The following is a 24,912-nucleotide window of genomic DNA, read 5'->3' on the forward strand; positions in this document are numbered from 1 at the left end:
GAACGATAGAAATCGCCAAGAAGTTCAAGCTGATAAGGACTAAAGGTCATGTCACTCTTTTTCATCTTTTATTCATTTTAGTTGATACTTATAGTAGTCAACCAAATCCAGGGTAAGACAAACACCTGTCGATTGGATTCACTTGACCGTATGTTTGGATTGACTCGACCGTGTTAGTTGTTTCAATTGACAGTTCTTTTAGGAAGCATTGAATCATTTATTGGCTAATAATGTATGGGGTATCAGCCATTAATAGCTGATTTCTCAGTTATTAATGACTGAGAGATCAAACGTTAACAGTTGAGATGTCAGATATTAACATCCTGTAAATCAAAAGATAGTAATGTGGAAACAATACTGATCAGGATGAAACAGAGTGAGAGCAACCGTTTGCTCTCATACCTGCCACCACAGTTGCTACCACACCGAAAACCACGATGAATAAAGGGATACAGACGGTTTGTTAGAGCATGAGGGCAAAACTGCTGTCAAATTACTGGGGGGCTATTGTAAAACCTCATTGTTTTTCTCCTTCTTAACTAATTTATTGATTCTCCCGTAAACTTACGGTGGTAAGACTTACGGCTGTAAGTTTACGATGCGGGTTAGTGTAAAGGTGGAAATTCTGATCAATAAATCTACAGATATTCCTTACTTATATTTGAAAAATAGTATATTTGCAGTGACTAACATAATATACAAGGGTGCAGGGAATCCTGCTTCTGAAAAGTTGCGGGCATTTATTTGCCTGTAGCTTTCCTCATAGGCGGTTTCGTACCCCCGTGGGGAGTATGTAATGTACCTCCAGCATCTTTGTATGTGTTAGTCAACGGGAAAGGCGAAACCGTTCTTTTTTGCCCTTTTATTAAACTTTTATCTTATGGATACTGAAAACGCTTTGACTAACGCGAAAGAAAGTCCCAATGAAATTTTTTTTGAAGAAGAAGCCCGTCTATGGGCAGAGGTGTATGGCAAGCAATCTGATAAGCCGGACCTTGAGTCTCTTCAACGTATGCTGGAGAATATGAACCATTTGTTGCTTAGCTTAGAACTTCCGTGGGAACGCTTTATTCCTATCTTATACCGAAGTTTTGCCCTTTATATGCGTCGTCCGGACGAAAATACAAATAATCGGAAAGCCTACCAACTGTCTGCCCAACTTATGGACTCTGTCGTTTACTTGTCACAGAATACTAACTTGATTCATCACATACACCTTTTCTGTAATATGCAGATTGCCGCTCTTGAAAAGCTAAAGAATGAAAAAGTAGAAATTGAGCAAACTGAAGATTAAACAAACAGAAAGTCAACCAATCTAAAGGTTACTTCGTTTTAAAAGAATCATACAAAGACTGAAAAGCCGAGTGCGATCTCCCATCGTACCCGGCTTTAATCTTATATGTTTAACCTAAAACCTATGAAACTTTTCTTTTATTAATCACACGCATTGCTGCTGTATAATATTCGCATGGAACAGAAATGAGTATACTGTTCAATCCATTGTCTTTCATTGATGCCTCGATATACGCTGCTTTCAATAAACTCTTTACGCTGGCTACTTCCCAGGGACTACCAGCAAAAACATTGACCTGAGAAACCTTTCTACTTGTAATCATATTCTTTTTGTGTTTTAATTGTTATGGCTGCAAATATAGGAAGTTGGATTTATAGATTAGAGCAATTTTGAGTCATAATAGTATAGAAATGATGCAATGATCTGATTTTAGCATAAATTGGTCAGTTTTTAGCATTGGAAAAAAGTGGAGAGAAAGGAGTGAAAGCTATATGCTAGTCGTCAGCCTTCTGATGATTTACCGGCTTATGTCCCATTTTCTCTTCAAAAAGTTCTTTTATTCAATTAAAATATATTTCTTTGCAATCATTAAAGACCTTTGGATATACTTAAACTATACGCATAAGCGCCATTAATATAGATCGAAATGACTGCAATTAATTTTAATTCGATATATACTACCTATTATAGGAGAGCATTCCTGTTTACCTTATCATACGTCCATAATGATTTGGTAGCTGAAGATATTGTATCGGAAGCAATCATTTATTTGTGGGAATTAAGTAAAAAACAGGAAATTCCGAGTATCGAAGCTGTATTAATCACTTATATACGTAGCAAGTCACTCAATTACCTGAAACATTTGCAGGTTCAGGAGAACGTCTACCAAAACCTGACAGATAAGGGACAACGGGAATTGGAAATCCGTATTTCAACCTTGGAAGCCTGTGATCCGAAGGAAGTTATGTCCGAAGAATTACGCTCAAAGGTGAAAACATTGTTGGCTGGTATGCCGGAAAAGACGCGCATTGCATTTATATCCGATCGTCTGGATGGAAAATCTCATAAAGAAATAGCTGAAGAATTGGGTATCAGTGTCAAAGGAGTGGAGTATCATATAAGCAAAGCTGTGAAGCTGCTGCGTGATAATCTGAAAGAGTATGCTCCTTTCCTGATATTTTTTATTTGATGATCTTGAAAATATCTTTTTCTCCTCTTTTTTTAATAACAGCAAAAAAAGTTGTATTTCTCACTAGGGATTATTTTTAGTGAGTGGTATTCTATATGAAAGGGGGAGCAAATATACTCCTGTTTATTACTTATAAAGTAACTCAACTTATAATATGAATCAGAATTTACTTTTAAAATATATATCCGGAAAAGCCTCTCAAAGGGAGAAAGAAGAAGTTGCAGCATGGATTGATGCCGATGCCGCTAATCTCAAAGAATTTATGTCACTCCGCAAAAGTTATGATGCACTTGTTTGGCAGGATGCGGATGAGTTGAAAACGGGGCGTGACAAGCTGCTTTCACTACGCACTTTTACGATGAAGGCGATGCGGATTGCGGCTATATTTGTTTTGGCTTTCGGATTAAGTTATATACTGATACAAACTCTGCAAAAGGAAAATGTAGAAATGCAGACCGTATATGTGCCTGCCGGACAACGTACGCAAGTGACGCTTGCTGACGGAACAATGGTATGGGTAAACGGAAAAAGTACGCTGACTTTTCCCAGTCAGTTCGCTTCCCGTACCCGTAAAGTGGAACTGGACGGGGAGGCCTATTTCGAAGTTCAGAAAGACCCGGAGAAACAGTTCATTGTTTCCACAGCCCATCAGTCTGCGATTAAAGTGTTGGGCACAAAGTTCAATGTAAAGGCGTATAGGGATTCCGAAGAGATTACTACCACTCTGATAGAAGGGAAAGTGCATTTCGAATTTAATAATACCGCACAGAAGCCTCAGTACATTACTATGGCACCCGGTCAGAAGCTGATCTATTATTCGCAGAGTGGAAAAACGGAGCTCTATACTACTTCCGGTGAGGGAGAACTGGCATGGAAGGATGGTATTATCGTCTTTAAGCAGACATCTTTGCAGGATGCTCTGGAGATTTTGGCAGACAGATATGATGTGGAATTTATCGTTCGACGCAATGTGCCCGATGATGACCTGTTCTCCGGGACATTCACGAGCAGGAGCCTGGAGCAGATACTGAATTATATAGAAGCTTCTTCGAAAATACGCTGGCGTTATCTGAACAGTGTACAAGGAAGTAAAGAGAAGATGAAGATAGAAATTTTTATTTAGTGTTATTAATAACCTTATTTCAAAAAAGCTTATTGCCATGAAAAACAAAGACCCTTGAAACTAAAAAAGATACGGGATGATATTGGTCGTATCTTCCCGTATTGAGCCCAGTAATCGTGAATCTACTTGTTTCCCGACAAGTATAACTACCAGTTTTTTAATTAAACTCGTTACAAATTTATGCAAAATTATTGTATCGTCCAATTTCTTGGAGGATTAAACCTTCTTAGGCGGTCTTCAAGGAAAATATCACTATCTATGAAGTTACTATTTATACTCATTGTCTGCTCATTCGGACTGGCATATGCGTCCGATGGATATGCGCAAAAGACTTCCATCACATTGAAGGCAAACGATTGTACCATAGAGGAAGTGCTTCACAAAATCGAACTTGAGTCCGGATTCGGCTTTTTTGTAAACAGTAAGAATCTCGATTTGAAACGCAAGGTGTCGGTGTCAGTGTCTAATAAGAATATATTCCAGGTTCTGGAGCAAGTCTTTAAAGGTGTGGGCATCGAATATAAAGTTTTGGATAATAAAATAGTACTGGCTGCAAAAGAAAAAGACGTTGCACAGCAGAGAAAAGAAAGACTTATTGCCGGCACGGTAAAAGATAAGAATGGAGAGCCGTTGATTGGTGTCTCTATCCGGGAGAAGAGTTCCGGTGAGGGAACCATCACCGATATGGATGGAAACTATAAGCTTTCCACTTCATCGGCGAATCCTGTTCTTGTATTTTCCTATGTAGGTTATCAGTCAAAAGAAGTACCCGTAAAAGGAAATGTTGCCAATGTGGTGCTAGAGGATGCGACGCAGGAACTGAATGAGGTGGTAGTGACGGCATTGGGTATCAAACGCTCGGAGAAGGCATTGTCATACAACGTGCAGCAGCTGAGCGGTGATGAACTGACTACTGTGAAAGATGCGAACTTCATCTCTTCTCTGAATGGTAAGGTGGCCGGTGTTAATATTAATTCGTCCAATACCACGGGAGGTGCTTCGCGTGTCGTGATGCGTGGTGTCAAATCTATCACTTCTTCCAATCTGGCGCTTTATGTGATCGACGGTGTACCGATGTATAACATGATGAATGGAGGTGGCGGTGGTATCTATGACCAGCAGGGTACGGATGGCGCTGCCGACATTAACCCGGAAGACATCGAATCTATCTCTATGCTGACCGGACCTTCTGCCGCAGCTCTGTATGGTAATGCTGCCGCTGCCGGTGTTGTGCTGATAACCACCAAGAAGGGGTCTGCGGACAAGACTTCTGTCACGGTCTCCAATAATACTACTTTCTCGAAGGTGTCAATGATGCCTGAGATGCAGAGCAAATATGGTAACCTGCCCAACAGCCTGGATAGCTGGGGACCGATTGTAAACAGTGACTACGATCCGCGTGACTTCTTCCAGACCGGAGCGAATGTCATTAACTCATTTGCTTTGTCAACCGGTAACAAGAAGAATCAGGCGTATTTGTCGGCTTCTACTACCAACACCACCAATATATTGCCCAACAGTGGATACAACCGCTATAATTTCACTGTCCGTAACACGACCAGTTTCCTGAAAGACAAGATGACACTCGATGCCGGTGCCAGTTATATTCTTCAGAATGACAAGAATATGATGTCGCAGGGTTATTACTATAATCCTCTGCCGGGACTTTACCGTTTCCCTCGTAGTGAGAATTTCGATGATGTACGTATGTTCGAACGTTATAATTCCGGTATGGACCTGATGGAGCAATACTGGCCTTACGGCGGTACTTCAAGTGGTCTTGCCAACCCCTACTGGATACAGAATCGCCAGTTGCGGGAGAATAAGAAGACCCGTTATATGATCAACGCTTCCCTCAAATATCAGTTGTTCGACTGGCTGGATGTGGTAGGACGTGTGAAAATAGATAATTATGATAATCGTAGTACTTATAAGGCATACGCTTCTACCGGCACACTGGTGTCGGGTGACCGTGGAACGTACAGTGACACCTCTACACAATCAAAGAACACGTATGCGGATGCGATTACTACACTGAATAAGAGTTTTAACGACTGGTCGGTCAATGTCAACCTTGGTGTGTCACTGAGTGACAGCCGTTATGAAATGATCGGATATGAAGGCGGATTGAAACTTATCAATTTCTTTGCCGTCCACAATATCGATTTCAATAAAGCATGGAAAGCAAAACAGTCCGGCTGGCATGATCAGACACGCGCTATCTTTGCCAATGCGGAAATTGGTTGGAAATCGATGATCTATCTGACTGCTACCGGACGTAACGACTGGGATTCAAGACTGGCTTTCTCCGATTACAAGTCTTTCTTCTACCCGTCAATAGGACTTTCCGCCATTCTGACGAGTATGTTTAATGCTCCTGATTGGCTGACATACCTGAAAGTTCGCGGTTCGTACACTGAGGTAGGTAACTCTTACGGCCGCTTCATGACTACCGTTACTTACCCTTACGATGAACAGACACAGAGCTGGACCAGTACCTCTTCTTATCCGAACACGAAACTGAAACCGGAACGTACCAAGTCATGGGAAGTAGGTTTGGACGCACGTATCCTCAATGACATCAGTCTTAACTTGACTTATTATCGTTCCAATACTTATAATCAGACATTCTATGCGGACTTGTCGCTTTCTTCGGGATATTCTAATATTCCTATCCAAAGTGGAAACATCATGAACGAAGGTCTGGAAATGTCATTGGGTTATAACAAGCAGTGGAAAGATTTCTCTTTCAATACGAACTATACATTGACATGGAATAAGAACCGGGTAAAACGGTTGGCTGACGGTGTGTATAACTATGCCACCGGACAACCTATCCAGATGCCGGAACTGTCTCCGCTTACTTATGGACATACGGATGCCCGCCTGATTTTGCGTGTCGGAGGATCAATGGGAGACGTATACGGACAACGCTTGCTCAAACGTGACTTGAATGGCTACATTCTTAATGAAGAAGGTGTCGGACTGGCTATGGAGAACAAAGAAACCTACTTAGGTTCTATTCTGCCTAAGATGAATATGGGCTGGAGTTTAGGATTCGGTTATAAGGGAGTTAATCTTGGCATGACTTTCACCGGACGTTTCGGAGGTATTGTTATCAGTGAGACGCAGTCCGTACTTGACGCTGCCGGTGTTTCCAAAGTCAGCGCGGACGTACGTGACGCAGGAGGCGTGCAGATTAATCAGAGCAAAGTCTCTGCACAGACTTACTATCAGACCATTCAGGGAACTGCGGCTTACTACACGTATAGCGCTACCAATGTACGACTCGGCGAACTTTCACTTAGCTATACATTGCCTAAAAAATGGTTTGACAATAAGGTCGGAATGACTGTTGGGCTGGTAGGAAAGAATTTATGGATGATTTATTGCAAGGCTCCTTTCGATCCGGAACTGACCACTTCAGCTGCATCTAACTTCTATCAGGGATTTGATGCCTATATGCTTCCGAGTACAAGAAATTTCGGATTCAATGTTAAATTTCAGTTTTAAATAATAAATAGGTATGAACAAGATAATAAAATATATCGGAGCAAGCGCAGTCGTATGTATGATGGCGGGGTGTACTACTAACTTTGAAGATTTTAATACCAACCCTTATCAGCCTTCAAAAGTACCGGCAAGTAACTTACTGTCTACGATGTTTAACGTGTATGCTTGTCCGCAACAGAATGCTTGTCAGGAGATTAATTGTATGTGGGCCAGCTTTAGCGGTCAAGTGACTGCGACAGCTAACTGGAGCTTTGGAAAGAATATCTTTGCTTATTATAATGCGTCCGAAGGGCACAATGACAGTTCATGGGGAAGACTCTACGGCTATATCTATCCTTCTTTCTTTCTGGTCGAGAACTCTACGGAAAAGAAAGGTGTCATTTATGCCATGGCTCAGTTAACCCGTGTTTATGGTATGCAGTTGCTCGCATCTTTGCAAGGTCCCATTCCTTACACACAGATGAAGGCCGGCGAAACGGAAGCCCCTTATGATAATGAGCAGACTGTATGGCATGCCATGTTTGACGATCTGGATAATGCGATCACCATTCTGAAGTCGGCGGCAACGTTCGGCGTAAATCAAGATTTGGCTGTGGTAGACCAGTTCTATAAAGGTGACTGCTCGAAGTGGCTGAAGTTTGCCAATACGCTGAAACTTCGGATGGCTATCCGCATCTCGGGAGTAGAACCGGAATATGCTCAGACCAAGGCTCAGGAAGCTGTACTTGGAGGTGTGATGGAAAGTGTGGGCGACAGTTCTTATGATACGACTAATGGCGGAATCAATGAAAATGGATATGCTATTGTCAGCGGATGGCCCGAAGTAAGAGCCAATGCCTGCCTCGTGTCGTACATGAACGGATATAACGATCCTCGCCGTCCTGCTTATTTTACTCCGCAGACTCAGACTGCTGCCGGTGGGTATGTAGGTGTCCGTTCGGGTTCGGCAGAAATACCTGAACCTACGGTATACGCCAACTATAGCAAACTCTTTATCGCTACCGACAAAACATTGCCACAACCGGTAATGTACGCTGCCGAAGCTGCTTTCCTGCGTGCGGAAGGAGCACTGAAAGGCTGGAATATGGGTGGAGATGCCAAGACTTTCTATGAAAAGGGAGTTCGATTGTCTTTTGAGGAATTTGGGGTATCGGGTGCCGATGATTATTTGGCTGACGCTACATCTATACCGGGAAATTATGTGGATAATTTAATTGCCGGACATACCGGAAACAATTATACGAACCAGTCGTCCATTACGATCAAGTGGGAGGATGGAGCTGATGACGCGAAGAAACTGGAAAGAGTACTTACCCAGAAATGGATTGCCTGTTATCCCGACCCGATGAACGGATGGGCAGATTTCCGTCGGACAGGCTATCCTAGAATCTTCCCGGCAACTGAATCTATGAATGCCGATTGTAATACGGGGCGCGGACAACGCCGTCTTCGTTTTACACGAAGTGAATACAATAACAATAAGGCGAATGTGGAAGCGGCCGTCAGTATGCTTAGCAATGGAAAAGATTCTAATGGAACTGATCTTTGGTGGGCAATGAAAGAAAATGGTACTTATTAATAGCTTAAATTAGGAATAACAATATGAAGAAATTATTATATATCATATTTGGAGTAATGGGTGCACTGATGTTTATACAGTGCAGCGACTGGACTGAAATGGAACCGAAGTTCACCGAACCGGTGAATATCAATGGCGAAGACTATTATAAGGCACTGAGAGAGTATAAGAAATCCGATCATCCGATTGTTTTCGGCTGGTACAGTGAATGGACCGGAACCGGAACGAATATGAACAACCAGTTGAGAGGTATTCCCGATTCAATGGATATCGTCTCTCTTTGGGGAGGGGCTTTCAACCTGACTGAAGCACAAAAAAGTGACCTTAAGGAAGTGAGAGAGAAGAAAGGTCTCAGAGTTTTGTATTGTCAGCATATCACAGATATAGGCAGAAGTCATACGCCTGCTTCTGTTGAGAATGATTTCATCGTGGATGGCGTACAGTACAACTCTAAGGATGAAGCGATGGCTGCTTATTGGGGGTGGTATGGCAATTATGGTGACACTTCGGAAGAAGGACAAGAAAAAGCTATCCGTAAATATGCGCGGGTGATTATTGATTCAATCAATAAGTATAACTATGATGGATTCGATATCGACTTTGAACCGAATTTTGGCTATTCCGGAAATCTGAGTGGAAATTCGGACCGTATGCATATTTTTTTGGATGAATTATCGAAAGAATTCGGACCGAAATCGGGAACTGGACGTATATTGATGGTCGACGGAGAACCGCAGACACTGAACAAGGAGTCGGGCCCTTTATTAGATTATTATGTGGTTCAAGCCTATTACTGTAGGTCGGATGAGGGATATAGTGATGCTTTGGATGGTCGTTTTGACAGATTATTAAATAAATTCGGTTCGATAGAGGATGAAGCTACGATTCTTAGTAAAACAGTTTGGTGTGAGGACTTTGAAAAGCATAAAGGGGATGGCGGACCGGAATTTACAACTCGTGATGGTATTGTGACTTATTCATTGAAGGGAATGGCGATGTACTATCGTCCGGGAGTAGATGCCCGCATTGGCGGAGTGGGTGCCTACCGTTTTAATCTTTGTCGTCCGGTGAATGACTATTTCTTTATGCGTGAGGTTATTCAGGTTCTGAATCCCGCTAATCATTAATTGCAAGAACATAACTAAAAAAGGATAATTATGAAGATGATTAAATTTTCAAGATATGTTGTGCTGGGGGCAGCTTTGGCTGTTGTCACCGGATGCAACGATGCAAAACTGTCAACTATCGATAATGGAGTATATATTGCGGAAGCGGCTCCTTCTAATACGTTTAGTCAGCAGATAGAGGCACAATTGGTGGACGAGGGAGATGTGATAAAAACATTGACCGTCCGTTTGGTTCGTGCTATTGATCAAGATGTAACTGTAACACTGGATATTGATCAGCAACTCATTGATGAGTATAATCAACAGCATGAAGCGTCTTACGAACTTTTGCCGGAAGAATTCAGAAGTTTTGAACGCACAGTTACGATTCCCGCAGGTGAAGTGTCTGCACCAGTCATTAATCTTACTATAAAGCCGTTTACCACCCCCAATAACGAGGCTTATGCGATTCCGGTACGGATCACTTCCGTAGCCGGACCGATAGGACTTGTTGGTAACGCAAACCATATTCTTTATCTGCTTACTTCCCCTAATAAACAGAAAGCGGTGGTTTTGAAATCAGCAAATAAAACCAGTCTGAACTTTAAAAACGAAATACCTGTTACTCAGTGGACTATAGAGTATTGGATCAAGTTCGATAATACAACGGGCAGACCGACAGGAGATTGGGTGGGTCCTGCCAATATTGCTTTCAGACGATTAATTTTCGCAGACAATTCGGCTCCTATTTCTTTCAATGGCGTTTTATTGCGTTATTGGGCGGATGGAGCAAAAAAGATTGCGCCATGTTTGCAGTGTCAGTTGGATGGAAACTATTTTGATAGTGAGGAATTTTGGTATCCGGATATATGGTATCACATTGCTTATACTTATGACGGATCTACTATTTCCCTCTATAAAGATGGTACATTGAATAATAGTAAAGCCGATTCAAGAGACTTTACATTCAATAATATTTCTTTAGCACAGAGTTTCGGCTGGAATATGCAGGTAGAATTAGCTCAGATTCGTCTTTGGAGCAAATGCCTGACAGAGAACGCTATTCAGGAAGGAATGTCACGCCAGATATCCGGAGATTCGGATGGTTTGATTGGGTATTGGAAGTGTGATGAAGGAAAAGGAAATGTATTGAAGGATAATAGCCCGAACGGTAATGATATAACGCTTACCGGAATTCCTGCATGGAGTGAACAATACAATTTCTATCATCCTAATGATTAAGCGGATGGTTGGAGCTTTATCAATTGATTAGAGAATCCGATACTTACAGATAGTGAAAAGAAAAGCCGGCTGCAATCCTTTGCAGCCGGCTTTTTTATAAATGGGTTTTATGCCTTATTTCTCATCGTTCTCGCGAATTTCCACGCGACGAATCTTGCCGCTGATAGTCTTGGGCAGTTCGTCAACGAACTCAATCACACGCGGATATTTATAAGGAGCAGTCACCTTCTTGACGTGGTTCTGCAATTCCTTGATCAGTTCTTCTCCGGCACGTGCTTTATAGTCTTTGGACAATACGATAGTAGCTTTTACTACCTGTCCGCGAATCTCATCGGGTACTCCGGTGATGGCACATTCTATGACGGCAGGGTGCGTCATCAAAGCGCTTTCCACTTCGAACGGGCCGATACGGTAACCGGAACTCTTGATTACGTCGTCTGCACGTCCTACAAACCAAAGGTATCCGTCTTCGTCTTTCCACGCTACATCACCTGTGTAGTAAATGCCGTCGTGCCAAGCCTCGTGTGTACGTTCCGCATCCCGATAGTACTCTTTGAAAAGTCCGAGAGGTTTGCCTTTGCTGGTACGGATCACAATTTGTCCTTGCTCTCCGGCTTCCACGGAGCGACCTTCACTGTCGATCAGGTCTACGTCATACTGCGGATTGGGCAGTCCCATGCTTCCCGGTTTCGGTTCCATCCAAGGCATGGTGGCAACTGTCAGTGTCGTTTCCGTCTGTCCGAAACCTTCCATCAGCTTGATGCCTGTCAGTTTCTTGAAGGTTTCGAATACGGCAGGGTTCAGTGCTTCTCCGGCAATGGTGCAATACCGCAGTGAAGACAAGTCATATTTAGTCAGGTCTTCATGAATCAGAAAGCGGAAGATGGTTGGAGGTGCGCAAAGGGAAGTCACCTGATACTCCTGTATCTTTTCCAGAATAGCTGCGGGCGTGAACTTTTCGTGGTCATAGACGAAAATGTTGGCTCCGGCGATCCATTGTCCGTAGAGTTTTCCCCATACGGCTTTTCCCCAGCCGGTATCGGCGATGGTGAGGTGGAGGCTGTTCTCATCCAGATTGTGCCAGAAACTACCCGTAACGATATGGCCTAACGGATACGTAAAGTCATGTGCTACCATTTTAGGTTCACCGGTAGTGCCGGAAGTGAAGTACATCAGTGAGATGTCGTCATTCGTATTGGCATGTCTCGGGCGGATGAAAGGGGCAGCGTTATCGATTCCCTGATGGAAATCTTCGAATCCTTCCGGAACTTCCGGACCTACACTGACCAGCTTTTCCACGCTCGGACACTCGGGAAGAGCATCTTTGATGTGTTGCAGTATGATTCCTTCGCCGGCAGCCACAATCATTTTGATGTCGGCAGCGTTGCAGCGATAGATGATATCTTTCTTTGTCAGCAGGTGAGTGGCGGGGATCACCGTTGCTCCCAGCTTATGCAGGGCGATGGTGCTGTACCAGAACTCATAGCGGCGCTTCAGAATCAGCATCACCATGTCTCCGCGACCGATGCCGAGGCTCTGGAAGTAAGAGGCCGTCATGTCCGTATAGCGTTTCATGTCGGTGAAGGAGAACTGACGGCTTTCGCCTTGGTCATTGGTCCAGAGCAGAGCGTTCTTGTCGGGTTGTTCGGTAGCCCAGGCATCTACTACGTCGTAGCCGAAGTTGAAATTCTCCGGTACGTTTATTTTCAGGTTCTTGATGAAATCCTCTTGTGAGGCAAAGCTAGTCTGTGCTAAAAATCTTTCTACCATAACGTTATTACATAATTACGGCCAGAAAACGTACCGTTTTGCCATCGAGCGCTTTCATGCCATGTGGAAGTTTTGAATTAAAATAAATACTGTCTCCTTGGTTCAGGATGATTTCCTTGCCCTCGATGTTGATAAGCATACGGCCTTCAACCACCAGGTTGAATTCCTGTCCGTTGTGGTGGTTATAATGGATCGGCTCATCGTCTCCCTTCGGTTCGACCGTGACGATGAAAGGATCGGCGGTGCGGTTCATGAAGCCCGACGCCAGTGACTGGTATTTGTAAGCCCTGGTACGTTCGATGCTGACTCCTTTGCCGGCACGGGTCACGAAGTAGCTGTTCATTTTCGGCTCTTCGCCAAACATCAAAGCATCCAGTGCGATGTTGTAGGTACGGGCTATCTTTTGTAGCATACTAACGGAAATGTCGTATTGTCCTGTCTCTGCGAGCCGGTATTCTTCGGCAGATATGTCGCAGTCGCGGGCGATATCTTCAGACGTTAGTTCCAGTACGTCACGTAATCCGCGAAGGCGTTCTGCGATCTGTTTAATTTGGTCATTCATACAAGTGGTTGTTTTTTGATTATTAATAATTTTGCGGTATTATTTGGATGCTTTCATCGCTTTGATGACGGCGGAGGTAAATCCGTTGTGTTCCAGTTCGTTGATTCCCTTGATCGTAATTCCGCCCGGAGTAGTCACTTTGTCGATTTCCACGCTGGGGTGGGTGTCATTGTTCAGAATTAATGCGGCGGCTCCCTTGACGGACTGGGCTACCATTTCCATCGCATCTTTGGGACGGATGCCCATTTCGATGCCGGCCTGCATGGCTGCCTGGATGTATTTCAATACGTAAGCGATGCCGCAGGAAGTCAGTGCCGTGGTGGCGGCTATCTTATCTTCGGGGATGAGCATGGCCATTCCCATTTCGTTGAACAGGCGGAGCATAAACAGGTTCTGTTCATCGTTCGTGTTGCGTGCCGCGATAAGCGTCATACTTTCCAGTTCGCTGATGGCAGTGTTCGGAATCAGGCGGAACATCGGCATCTCCGGTGCTATCACAAAGTGTGCGAGTTCTTCAAAACTGATACCTGCCGCTACGGATACGAGCGTCTGTTTGCTCTTCAGCTTCAACTCGCGCATGACGGACTCCACAAACCAGGGCTTCACGGCGAGAATGACAACATCTGCTCCCGTTGCCGCTTCCGTATTGCTCAGAGTGGTGGAAATGCCCGGAAATTCTTCTTTCAGTTTCTCCAGTTTGCCTGCGCTGGGGTTGGATACAATGATATCTGAGTCTGCTATCAGACTTCCTTTTGCCAGGCCGCGGGCTATAGAACCACCCATGTTTCCTGCACCGATAATAGCTATTTTCATATGCGCTTCTTTTTTAATGTATTCTTACAGACAAAGGTAACGGTAAATTGCGAAAAAACAAAAAGCAGCCTGAATAAGAACTGTTTTTCTGTTCGAGGCTGCTTTTTTGTTCGCTGTTTATTAATCAAATATCAGTTAGAGTACTCTTTTGAAACGGGCAAGGAACTCGTCCGCTTCCTCCATGCTGAGGCAGAGAGGGGGCAATAAGCGGAGTACATTCGTTCCGCTGGCTCCCGTAAATACGTGTTCGTCGTAGATGAGGCGGCTGCGCAATTCCTTGATCGGTTCTTCAAATTCGAGTCCGATCATCAGTCCGCGTCCGCGCACCTCTTTGATTTGCGGGAATTTCTTGAGTTCTTCCAGCAGGTAGTCACCGACTGCCTTTGCGTTTTCTACCAGATTGTCCTGTTCGATGACGTCCATTACGGCAAGGGCTGCCGAGCAGGCCAGGTGATTTCCGCCGAATGTAGTTCCCAGTTGTCCGTAAACGGGCTTGAACATCGGGCTGATCAGTACACCTGCCATCGGGAAGCCGTTTCCGATGCCTTTGGCTACGGTGATGATGTCCGGCTGGATATGGTTGTATTGATGGGCAAAGAATTTTCCGCTACGGCCGTATCCACTCTGGATTTCGTCCAGAATCAGAATCGTTCCGGTTTCGGTACAAACCTTGCGAAGTTCCTGCATAAATTCGGTAGTCGGTATTTTGATACCGCCCACTCCTTGTATTCCTTCGATGATAACAGCGCATACGCCACCTTTCGCCAGTTCCTGCTTCATCGCTTCGATGTCATTCAGAGGGAGATAGGTCACATGACCGTTGTTGTTGATCGGAGCAATGATGGTGGGGTTGTTCGTAGCCTCCACTGCAAGGGATGTACGTCCGTGGAAGGCTTTGCTGAAAGAAATGACTTTGGTGCGTCCGTTATAGAAAGAAGCCAGCTTCAGCGCGTTTTCATTGGCTTCGGCTCCGCTGTTGATCAGAAACAGCGAGTAGTCTTCATAACCGGAAATCTTTCCCAATCGTTCGGCTACTTGTTGCTGCAGCTTATTGATCACCGAGTTTGAATAGAAACCAAGGGTTGCTACCTGATTGCTGATCATCTCCACATAGTGGGGATGCGCGTGTCCGATGGAGATGACGGCATGGCCTCCGTAGAGGTCCAGATATTCCGTACCGTTCTCATCCCATACTTTACAGCCTTGTCCTTTGACTATATTGATGTCATATAAAGGATATACGTCGAATAATTTCATAATTCTTCTGTTTTTAGAAAGCGGAAGGTTTCAGCCGTAATCCTACGGTTTCTTCCAGGTTGAACATCAGGTTCATGTTATGAACTGCTTGTCCGCTGGCACCCTTCAGCAAGTTGTCGATACAGGAGATAATCAGTAATTTGTCACCATGTTTCTCCAGATGTATCAGACATTTATTGGTATTTACGACTTGTTTCAAGTCTATATTCTTATCTACAATATGCACGAAGGAGTCTTTTGCATAATATTCCTCATACATGCGAACGATTTCTTCGAGTGCAACTTTCGTTTTTACGACAAGAGTGGCAAAGATGCCGCGCGGGAAATCTCCCCGATAAGGAATAAAGTCGATCTCTGAATCGAAGCTGTTCTGCAACTGTTTCAGTGATTGCTTGATTTCCGGCACGTGCTGATGATCGAAGGCCTTGTATATACTGATGTTATTGTTACGCCAACTGAAATGACTGGTAGCACCGGGCTTCACGCCGGCACCGGTACTTCCGGTGATGGCATTGACCGAAACATCGCCTGTCAACATCAGATTCTTGGCTAGCGGAAGCAAACCTAACTGGATGCAGGTAGCAAAACAACCGGGGTTGGCTACGTGCTTCGCCGTACAGGTAGCACGACGGTTCAGTTCCGGCAGACCGTAGATGAAGTCATGATCGTCACTCTTGATGCGATAATCCATCGAGAGGTCGATGATTTTCAAATCTTCCGGCACGTTGTGGCTTTCCATGAATTTCTTCGTGTCACCGTGGGCGGTACAGAAGAATAGTACATCTATTGCGTCCAGAGGTAACTGGTCGGTAAATCTCAGGTCGGTTTCTCCGTATAGTCCTTCGTGTACGTCGGTGATTCGGTTTCCGGCATTACTGCTGCTGTTGATGAATACGATTTCAGTTTCCGGATGGTTGAGCAGCAGACGGATTAATTCGCCTGCTGTATATCCTGCGCCACCAATGATTCCTGCTTTAATCATATCTCTTCGTCTTTATGGTTATTGTAGTAAACACGCAGCGGAGTAGAAGTTACCTTAATAAAGCCCTTAGCATCTTCGGCTGTCCAGCCCTTCTGCATTTCACCATATTCGCCGAACTTCGTTTTCACGAGGTCGTCTTCCGATTCTACACCGACGGTAGAGAAAGAAAGCGGGCGGAGCTCGAGGATTGCCGTACCGTTAACGTTACGCTGGCTTTCCTGAAGCATGGCTTCGATGTCACGCATCACCGGTTCGAGATACTGGCTTTCGTGGAGGAACATTCCGTACCAGTTGGCCACCTGATCTTTCCAGTATTGCTGCCATTTGCTCAATGTGTATTTTTCGAGGAAGCGGTGAGCACCGATAATCAACATCGGAGCGGCAGCCTCGAAACCTACACGGCCTTTGATGCCGATGATGGTATCGCCCACGTGCATATCACGTCCGATACCGTATGCGGCACCGATCTCTTCTACCTTCTGGATAGCTTGGATCGGATCATCGAATGTTTCGTCATTGACAGCTTTCAGTTCTCCCTTTTCGAAAGTGAGACGGAGTTGTTCGCTGCCTTCTTTTTCCACATGTTTCAGGTAGGCTGTTTCCGGTAATCCCTGTGCGGAGTCGAGGATTTCGCCACCACAGATGGATGTACCCCACAAACCTACGTTATAAGAGTATTTCAGCTTGGTAAAGTCTGCACTGAAACCATGTTTGTTCAGATAGTCGATTTCTTCCTGACGGCTTAATGCCATATCACGGGTCAGCGTGATGATTTCTACATTCGGAGCCAGTACAAGGAAAGTCATGTCAAAACGAATCTGGTCGTTACCTGCTCCGGTAGAACCGTGGGCAATGGCATCCGCACCGATTTCGTTGGCATAACGTGCGATGGCCAATGCCTGGAAGATACGTTCCGAGCTGACAGAGATCGGGTAAGTACCATTACGCAGCACATTTCCGAAAACCATATATTTCAGACTCTTTTCGTAGTATTCCTGAGTAACGTCCAATGTTACATATTTCACTGCTCCCAGTTTGTAGGCGTTTTCTTCGTTTGTCTTCAGCTGTTCTTCGCTGAAACCGCCCGTATTGGCACAAGCTGCATATACTTCGTAACCTTTTTCTTTAGCGAGGTACATGACGGTGAACGATGTGTCCAGTCCGCCGCTGAATGCCACCACTACTTTTTTCTTCTTTTCTTCCATAGTGCTGTATATATTAAATGTTATTTCTTTCTTGTTCTTTTTTTATGTTCCGCGGGTCTGTCGGATCGTACAGCATGGCTGTGCAGATGCAGAACTTACGGTTTTTAGCTACCAGTATATCGTGGTTGGTGCAGCCTTCGCATCCTTTCCAGAAAGCCTCGTCGTCTGTCAGTTCATTGAAAGTGACAGGGACATATCCTAGTTCGGTGTTCATTTTCATCACTGCGGCTCCGGATGTCAGACTGAAAATCTTAGCTTTCGGCCATCGGAGACGTGCCAGTTGGAAAGATGCTTGTTTGATGCGCTTTGCCAATCCTAATCCGCGAAAATCGGGATGTACAATCAGACCGGAGGTTGCTACGTATTGCTTGTTTCCCCATGATTCGATATAGGTGAAACCTGCGAATGTGTCGCCACAGAGCGCGATTATTGCTTTGCCCTCTTTCATTTTAGTCGCTACGTATTCGTGTGTGCGCTCTGCGATTCCGGTTCCTCGTACGGCAGCAGCATTTCTGATAGTTTCCAAAATAGTGTCAACGTAAACCTCATGTGAGGCGTCGGCTACCATAACATCTATTTGTTGAGTGTCCATTTCTTTATATATAATATAGGTATAGTTATTCGATATTCGGAATGATGAGCGACAAAAGCTGACGTACTTTGCTTGTGGCTACTCCTTCACGCAGAACCAGCATGATGGTATCGTCGCCGGCAATGGTTCCCAGAATCTCGCTGAACTCATTGTTGTCGATATCATAAGCCATGCTGCTGGCGTAACCGGGACGGGTACGGATAACAGCTATATTGCCGGAAAACTGTAGGGAGATAAATCCATTGTTGCGCAACATCTCACCGGCACTCTGGTCAGTGGAACGTTTATACATGATGTTATTCGGCAATACATATACATACTTGCCGTTCATACTGGCAGCTTTGGCTACTTTCAGTTGTTTCAAGTCGCGGGAGAGGGTGGCTTGTGTCAGTTCGAAGCCTTCACGGTTCAGCTCTTGCAGTAGTTCTTCCTGCGAGCCTACCTCCTTGCTTGAGATAATCATTTTGATGGCGTCTAACCGATTTGCTTTCTTCTTCATTGTATAATTATTCTAAGAATGGCGCAAAATTATGCATTATTTCGGAGAAAACATGCATAAATCATGCTTTTTTTGCATAAAAAGTAAAATTTATACTGATGTAAGGTTTGGCTATGCAGATTTGTGTCAAAATGCACATCCTTTCTATCAAAATGCGTAAGGAAAAGGAGGAAGGAACCGCCTATCTTTGCAATGTAGGTAAATGGATACCTTAAATATATAGACAAAATACCATGAAACAGAACTTTTTTGCAGTCGACCTGGGCGCAACAAGCGGCCGTACAATCTTAGGCTCTTTTATTGAAGGCGGATTAAATCTGGAGGAGATTAATCGTTTTCCTAACCACTTGATCGAGGTGGGTGGACATTTCTATTGGGATATTCATGCATTATACCGTCACATTATCGACGGATTGAAATTGGTAGCTCACCGTGGAGAATCTATTGCCTCTATCGGTATAGATACATGGGGAGTAGATTTCGTCCTCCTTGGAAAAGATGGAAACCTGCTTCGCCAGCCTTATGCATATCGTGATCCGCATACGGTAGGAGCACCGGAAGCCTTTTTCTCTCGTATCTCTCGTAGCGAGGTATATGGTAAAACTGGTATTCAGGTAATGAATTTTAATTCACTTTTCCAATTAGATACTTTGCGTCGCAATCATGACAGTGCATTGGAGGCAGCAGACAAAGTTCTGTTTATGCCGGATGCGTTGAGCTATATGCTGACCGGGAAGATGGTAACCGAATATACCATTGCTTCCACTGCCCAATTAGTGAATGCACATACGCAACGTCTGGAACCGGAGTTGCTGAAAGCAGTCGGACTGCAAGAAGAGAATTTCGGTCGTTTTGTCTTCCCAGGTGAGAAGATAGGAACATTGACTGAAGAAGTGCAAAAGATAACAGGATTGGGGGCAATTCCTGTGATTGCGGTGGCCGGACATGATACCGGATCTGCTGTAGCAGCTGTTCCCGCACTTGATCGTAATTTCGCATATTTGAGTAGCGGTACTTGGTCGCTGATGGGGGTGGAAACAGATGCACCGGTAATCACTGCTGAAACAGAGGCTTTGAACTTTACGAATGAAGGTGGCGTAGAAGGCACAATTCGCCTTTTGAAGAATATTTGTGGAATGTGGTTGCTGGAACGTTGCCGTCTGAATTGGGGAGATACGAGCTATCCGGAATTAATAACCGAAGCGGATTCGTGTGAACCATTCCGTAGTTTAATCAATCCGGATGACGACTGTTTTGCAAATCCTGCGGATATGGAACAGGCCATTCGTGAATATTGCCGGACTACTGGGCAGCCGGTTCCTGAGCAACGTGGACAAATAGTACGTTGTATCTTTGAGAGTCTGGCTTTGCGTTACCGTCAGGTGTTGGAGAACTTGCGTGCGCTTTCTCCTCGTCCTATCGAAACTCTGCATGTGATCGGTGGAGGTAGCCGTAATGACTTGTTGAATCAGTTTACTGCTAATGCTATCGGCATCCCGGTTGTGGCAGGACCGTCTGAGGCAACAGCTATCGGTAATGTCATGATTCAGGCAATGACGGTGGGAGAGGCGACGGATGTTGCCGGTATGCGTCAGTTGATAAGCCGTTCAATTCCGTTGAAGACTTATCACCCACAGGATATGGCAGCCTGGGATGCGGCTTATATCCATTTTAAAAACTGCGTTCGATAAATTCCGGAGAATCAAGAAATAACCGACAGAATAATATTAACTTTTAATAATAGAATATCATGAAAAAAGAAGAAATGATTCAGAAAGCGTATGAGATTGCTGTTGAACGCTATGCAGCAGTAGGTGTAGATACTGAAAAGGTACTGAAAACCATGCAGGACTTCCACTTGTCACTTCATTGCTGGCAGGCTGATGATGTAACGGGATTTGAAGTGCAGGCAGGTGCACTGAGCGGAGGTATTCAGGCAACCGGTAATTATCCGGGCAAAGCTCGCAATATTGATGAACTGCGTGCCGACATTCTGAAAGCCGCTTCTTATATTCCGGGTACACACCGTTTGAACCTGCACGAAATCTACGGGGATTTTCAAGGTAAAGTGGTAGACCGCGATCAGGTAGAGCCTGAACATTTCAAGAGCTGGATTGAATGGGGTAAAGAGCATAACATGAAACTCGATTTCAACTCTACTTCATTCTCACATCCGAAATCTGGTGATTTGTCACTGTCTAATCCGGATGAGGGCATCCGTCAGTTCTGGATTGAGCATACCAAACGTTGTCGTGCCGTTGCCGAAGAAATGGGTAAGGCGCAGGGTGACCCGTGTATCATGAATCTTTGGGTACATGACGGAAGCAAGGATATCACTGTAAACCGCATGAAATATCGTGCATTGTTGAAAGATTCTCTGGATCAGATATTTGCTACTGAATATAAAAACATGAAAGACTGTATTGAATCAAAAGTATTCGGTATCGGTCTGGAAAGCTATACAGTAGGTTCCAATGACTTCTACATCGGTTATGGCGCATCCCGTAATAAGATGGTAACTTTGGATACCGGTCACTTCCATCCGACTGAAAGTGTTGCCGACAAAGTATCTTCTCTTTTGCTTTATGTGCCCGAATTGATGCTGCACGTAAGCCGTCCGGTTCGTTGGGATTCCGACCACGTAACCATTATGGATGATCCTACAATGGAACTGTTCAGTGAAATTGTTCGTTGCGGTGCGTTGGAACGCGTACACTACGGTCTCGACTATTTCGATGCTTCTATCAACCGTATCGGTGCTTACGTTGTCGGTAGCCGTGCTGCTCAGAAATGTATGACACGTGCTTTGCTCGAACCGATTGCCAAGCTGCGTGAATACGAAGCTAACGGACAGGGATTCCAGCGTCTGGCTCTGCTCGAAGAAGAGAAAGCGCTTCCATGGAATGCAGTATGGGATATGTTCTGCTTGAAGAACAACGTTCCGGTAGGCGAAGATTTCATTGCAGAAATCGAAAAGTACGAAGCGGAAGTAACTTCTAAACGATAAGTGATGGATATTCTAATAGGCTTGTTGATTATAGCCATCGGTAGCTTTTGCCAGTCCAGTTCCTATGTACCTATTAAAAAGGTGAAGGAATGGAGCTGGGAAAGCTTCTGGTTAGTACAAGGTGTGTTTGCCTGGTTAGTGTTCCCGTTCCTGGGATCACTGCTGGGGATACCCGCAGGAGGCAGTTTGTTCGACTTGTGGGGAGCCGGAGGTGCTGGAATGAGCATCTTTTATGGTGTATTATGGGGAATAGGCGGATTGACTTTCGGACTCTCCATGCGTTATCTGGGTGTTGCGCTTGGACAAAGTATCGCATTAGGTACTTGTGCCGGATTCGGAACCCTTTTTCCTGCCATCTTCGCCGGAACCAATCTGTTCGAAGGTAACGGACTGATTCTTCTTCTAGGAGTTTGTATTACGCTGGCGGGTATTGCTATCATTGGTTATGCCGGTGGCTTGCGTGCACAGAATATGAGCGAAGAAGAAAAACGGGCTGCCGTAAAAGACTTTGCATTGACAAAAGGTTTGCTGGTAGCACTTCTTGCGGGTGTGATGAGTGCCTGCTTTGCTTTGGGACTGGATGCCGGAACTCCTATCAAGGAAGCTGCTTTGGCAGGTGGTGTGGATGGACTTTATGCAGGTCTTCCTGTTATCTTCCTCGTGACTTTAGGCGGATTCATGACAAATGCCGCTTACTGCCTGCAGCAGAATATAGCTAATAAGTCTGTCGGTGACTATGCCAAAGGAAAGGTATGGGGTAACAATCTCGTCTTCTGTGCGTTGGCCGGTGTGCTGTGGTATATGCAGTTCTTCGGATTGGAAATGGGTAAGAGCTTCCTCACGGAAAGTCCCGTGTTGCTGGCTTTCTCATGGTGTATCCTGATGGCGCTGAACGTAACCTTTAGTAATGTATGGGGAATCATCCTGAAAGAGTGGAAAGGAGTATCTGCCAAAACAATCACAGTGTTGATCTGTGGTTTGGTAGTCTTGATCTTCTCGCTGGTATTCCCGAACTTGTTTTAATAATAAATAGATATGAAATCAATTTTAGAAAATCGTCCGGCACTTGCCAAAGAAGTAAACAAGGTAGCTGAAGTTGCCGGATACTTGTGGCAAAAAGGATGGGCTGAACGTAACGGTGGTAATATCACCGTAAATATCACAGAGTTTGTAGACGATGAAATCCGTCGGATGGAACCGATTAGCGAAGTAAAATCCATTGGCGTTACATTGCCTTATCTGAAAGGATGTTACTTTTATTGCAAAGGAACCAACAAACGCATGCGTGATCTGGCTCGCTGGCCGATGGAAAATGGTTCGGTGATCCGCATTCTGGATGATTGCGCCAACTATGTGATCATTGCCGACGAAGCGGTGGCGCCGACTTCGGAACTGCCTTCCCACCTGAGCGTACACAATGATTTGCTGAGCAAGAATTCTCCTTATAAAGCATCTGTCCATACTCACCCGATCGAACTGATTGCTATGACTCATTGCGAGAAGTTCCTTCAGAAAGATGTGGCAACCAATCTGTTATGGAGTATGATTCCCGAAACGAAGGCGTTCTGTCCGAGAGGTCTAGGTATCATTCCTTATAAATTGCCTAGTTCGGTAGAGTTGGCGGAAGCCACTATCAAGGAATTGCAGGACTATGATGTAGTCATGTGGGAAAAACACGGTGTTTTTGCCGTAGACTGCGATGCTATGCAGGCTTTTGATCAGATTGACGTGCTGAATAAGTCGGCGCTGATCTATATTGCTGCGAAGAATATGGGCTTCGAACCGGATGGTATGAGTCAGGAACAAATGAAAGAAATGTCCGTTGCTTTCAATCTTCCTAAATAATACTTGTATTAATCACTGAATTTATCTACTTTAGCGACCGCAGCATTTTCTATCGATGGAGAATGTTGCGGTAACTTTAAAATTATGACACAACTATGAATCGCATTATTCTGAATGAGACCTCTTATTTCGGTGCAGGATGCCGGAGTGTAATTGCTGTGGAAGCAGCCAGACGTGGCTTTAAGAAAGCCTTTTTCGTAACAGATAAAGACCTTATCAAATTTGGTGTTGCGGCCGAAATCATTAAAGTATTTGATGACAATCATATTCCGTATGAACTTTATAGTGATGTAAAGGCTAACCCTACCATTGCTAATGTGCAGAATGGTGTGGCTGCCTATAAGGCTTCCGGTGCAGACTTTATCGTAGCTTTGGGTGGTGGTTCTTCTATCGACACGGCAAAGGGGATTGGTATTGTTGTGAATAACCCGGATTTTGCCGATGTGAAATCTTTGGAAGGTGTGGCTGATACCAAACATAAGGCTGTTCCTACCTTTGCATTGCCTACTACTGCCGGAACTGCTGCTGAAGTGACTATCAATTATGTGATTATCGACGAAGATGCACGCAAGAAAATGGTATGTGTAGACCCGAACGATATCCCTGCTGTAGCTATTGTAGATCCGGAACTGATGTATTCCATGCCGAAAGGACTGACTGCCGCTACAGGTATGGACGCGCTGACTCACGCCATCGAAAGTTATATAACTCCGGGTGCATGGGCTATGAGCGATATGTTCGAACTGAAAGCGATTGAAATGATTGCTCAGAACTTGAAAGCGGCGGTAGATAATGGTAAAGACACAGTTGCCCGCGAAGCAATGTCGCAGGCTCAATATATTGCCGGTATGGGATTCTCCAATGTAGGTTTGGGAATCGTACATTCCATGGCTCACCCGTTGGGCGCTTTCTATGATACTCCTCACGGCGTTGCCAATGCGCTGTTGTTACCTTATGTCATGGAGTACAATGCTGAGTCTCCGGCTGCTCCGAAATATATCCATATTGCCAAGGCGATGGGCGTCAATACAGACGGTATGACAGAAGCTGAAGGTGTGAAGGCGGCTATCGAGGCAGTGAAAGCGCTTTCTCTGAGTATCGGTATCCCACAGAAATTGCATGAAATCAATGTGAAGGAAGAGGATATTCCGGCATTGGCGGTGGCTGCATTCAATGACGTTTGCACAGGTGGTAATCCGCGTCCTACGTCAGTAGCGGAGATTGAAGTATTATATCGGAAAGCATTCTGATTTTAATTGTATAAGGTTTGTTTTTTATAAGCATCCGGAGGATCTGGACAGGTGCTCCGGATGTTTTTTTTACTGTTTAGCGTG

21 protein-coding genes are annotated in these 24,912 nt (G+C 44.7%); 12 read left to right on the plus strand and 9 right to left on the minus strand.

The annotated features are described in order from the left end of the window. Positions 1-880 precede the first annotated feature (880 nt). Positions 881-1,294 (plus strand): hypothetical protein, encoded by a 414-nt coding sequence (locus NBH01_RS24975; RefSeq protein ID WP_008762684.1) that lies wholly within the window; start codon positions 881-883, stop codon positions 1,292-1,294. Positions 1,295-1,415: 121 nt separating this feature from the next. On the opposite strand, the gene NBH01_RS24980 is transcribed toward NBH01_RS24975, so the two are convergent. Next, on the minus strand, positions 1,416-1,616 hold the full coding sequence (locus tag NBH01_RS24980) for a DUF2007-related protein (RefSeq protein WP_008762685.1): 201 nt from the start codon (positions 1,614-1,616) through the stop codon (positions 1,416-1,418). Between the two features lie 324 nt (positions 1,617-1,940). Between NBH01_RS24980 and NBH01_RS24985 the strand changes: the two genes are divergently transcribed. From NBH01_RS24985 to NBH01_RS25010, 6 genes are all read left to right on the plus strand, one after another. Then, a complete protein-coding gene (locus tag NBH01_RS24985; protein WP_008762686.1) occupies positions 1,941-2,483 on the plus strand; it encodes an RNA polymerase sigma-70 factor in 543 nt (180 codons plus the stop codon). Between the two features lie 154 nt (positions 2,484-2,637). Then, positions 2,638-3,606, plus strand: coding sequence for a FecR family protein (locus tag NBH01_RS24990; protein ID WP_008762687.1), 969 nt, complete (start codon positions 2,638-2,640; stop codon positions 3,604-3,606). Between the two features lie 258 nt (positions 3,607-3,864). After that, positions 3,865-7,119 carry a SusC/RagA family TonB-linked outer membrane protein gene (locus tag NBH01_RS24995; RefSeq protein WP_234131597.1) on the plus strand — a complete coding sequence of 1,085 codons (3,255 nt, stop codon included), beginning with the start codon at positions 3,865-3,867 and terminating at the stop codon, positions 7,117-7,119. A gap of 13 nt (positions 7,120-7,132) precedes the next feature. Next, positions 7,133-8,698: a SusD/RagB family nutrient-binding outer membrane lipoprotein gene (locus NBH01_RS25000; RefSeq protein ID WP_008766966.1), complete on the plus strand. Its 1,566-nt coding sequence runs from the start codon at positions 7,133-7,135 to the stop codon at positions 8,696-8,698. A 23-nt stretch (positions 8,699-8,721) separates the two neighbouring features. Then, the gene (locus NBH01_RS25005; protein ID WP_008762690.1) at positions 8,722-9,825 is read left to right on the plus strand and encodes a glycoside hydrolase family 18; all 1,104 of its coding nucleotides are present in this window, start codon (positions 8,722-8,724) and stop codon (positions 9,823-9,825) included. A 30-nt stretch (positions 9,826-9,855) separates the two neighbouring features. Continuing rightward, complete coding sequence (locus NBH01_RS25010) at positions 9,856-11,046, plus strand: BT_3987 domain-containing protein (protein ID WP_008762691.1); 1,191 nt, start codon at positions 9,856-9,858, stop codon at positions 11,044-11,046. Positions 11,047-11,160: 114 nt separating this feature from the next. Here NBH01_RS25010 and NBH01_RS25015 read toward each other — a convergent pair whose 3' ends face one another. The 8 genes from NBH01_RS25015 to NBH01_RS25050 form a co-directional block, all read right to left on the minus strand. After that, entirely contained in the window at positions 11,161-12,816 is a 1,656-nt protein-coding gene (locus tag NBH01_RS25015; RefSeq protein WP_250700346.1) for an AMP-binding protein, read from the minus strand. 7 nt (positions 12,817-12,823) lie between these two features. Beyond that, positions 12,824-13,378, minus strand: coding sequence for a helix-turn-helix domain-containing protein (locus NBH01_RS25020; protein ID WP_008762693.1), 555 nt, complete (start codon positions 13,376-13,378; stop codon positions 12,824-12,826). A 39-nt stretch (positions 13,379-13,417) separates the two neighbouring features. Next, positions 13,418-14,191 carry a pyrroline-5-carboxylate reductase gene (gene proC / locus NBH01_RS25025; protein ID WP_008762694.1) on the minus strand — a complete coding sequence of 258 codons (774 nt, stop codon included), beginning with the start codon at positions 14,189-14,191 and terminating at the stop codon, positions 13,418-13,420. A 135-nt stretch (positions 14,192-14,326) separates the two neighbouring features. Then, the gene (locus tag NBH01_RS25030) at positions 14,327-15,448 is read right to left on the minus strand and encodes an aspartate aminotransferase family protein (protein WP_250700347.1); all 1,122 of its coding nucleotides are present in this window, start codon (positions 15,446-15,448) and stop codon (positions 14,327-14,329) included. Positions 15,449-15,461: 13 nt separating this feature from the next. Beyond that, a complete protein-coding gene (gene argC, locus NBH01_RS25035) occupies positions 15,462-16,430 on the minus strand; it encodes an N-acetyl-gamma-glutamyl-phosphate reductase (protein ID WP_008762696.1) in 969 nt (322 codons plus the stop codon). Then, positions 16,427-17,635, minus strand: coding sequence for an argininosuccinate synthase (locus tag NBH01_RS25040; RefSeq protein WP_008762697.1), 1,209 nt, complete (start codon positions 17,633-17,635; stop codon positions 16,427-16,429). The genes argC and NBH01_RS25040 overlap by 4 nt, the downstream gene beginning before the upstream one ends. 13 nt (positions 17,636-17,648) lie before the next feature. Then, entirely contained in the window at positions 17,649-18,227 is a 579-nt protein-coding gene (locus NBH01_RS25045) for a GNAT family N-acetyltransferase (RefSeq protein ID WP_008762698.1), read from the minus strand. Between the two features lie 25 nt (positions 18,228-18,252). Continuing rightward, positions 18,253-18,726, minus strand: a complete 474-nt coding sequence (locus NBH01_RS25050) for an arginine repressor (RefSeq protein WP_008762699.1) — start codon at positions 18,724-18,726, stop codon at positions 18,253-18,255. A 233-nt stretch (positions 18,727-18,959) separates the two neighbouring features. On the opposite strand from NBH01_RS25050, the gene rhaB reads away from it, so the two are divergent. The 5 genes from rhaB (at position 18,960) to fucO (ending at position 24,828) form a co-directional block, all read left to right on the plus strand. Beyond that, complete coding sequence (rhaB, locus tag NBH01_RS25055) at positions 18,960-20,417, plus strand: rhamnulokinase (protein ID WP_225680233.1); 1,458 nt, start codon at positions 18,960-18,962, stop codon at positions 20,415-20,417. Positions 20,418-20,476: 59 nt separating this feature from the next. Beyond that, positions 20,477-21,733 (plus strand): L-rhamnose isomerase, encoded by a 1,257-nt coding sequence (locus NBH01_RS25060; protein ID WP_008762701.1) that lies wholly within the window; start codon positions 20,477-20,479, stop codon positions 21,731-21,733. A gap of 3 nt (positions 21,734-21,736) precedes the next feature. Beyond that, a complete protein-coding gene (rhaT, locus tag NBH01_RS25065) occupies positions 21,737-22,756 on the plus strand; it encodes an L-rhamnose/proton symporter RhaT (protein WP_008762702.1) in 1,020 nt (339 codons plus the stop codon). 12 nt (positions 22,757-22,768) lie between these two features. Then, positions 22,769-23,578, plus strand: a complete 810-nt coding sequence (rhaD, locus tag NBH01_RS25070; protein WP_070750581.1) for a rhamnulose-1-phosphate aldolase — start codon at positions 22,769-22,771, stop codon at positions 23,576-23,578. Between the two features lie 95 nt (positions 23,579-23,673). Beyond that, entirely contained in the window at positions 23,674-24,828 is a 1,155-nt protein-coding gene (gene fucO, locus NBH01_RS25075; protein WP_008762704.1) for a lactaldehyde reductase, read from the plus strand. Positions 24,829-24,912: the final 84 nt, after the last annotated feature.

This window comes from Bacteroides sp. B1-V-101 (assembly GCF_023656585.1).
Lineage (GTDB): Bacteria > Bacteroidota > Bacteroidia > Bacteroidales > Bacteroidaceae > Bacteroides > Bacteroides thetaiotaomicron.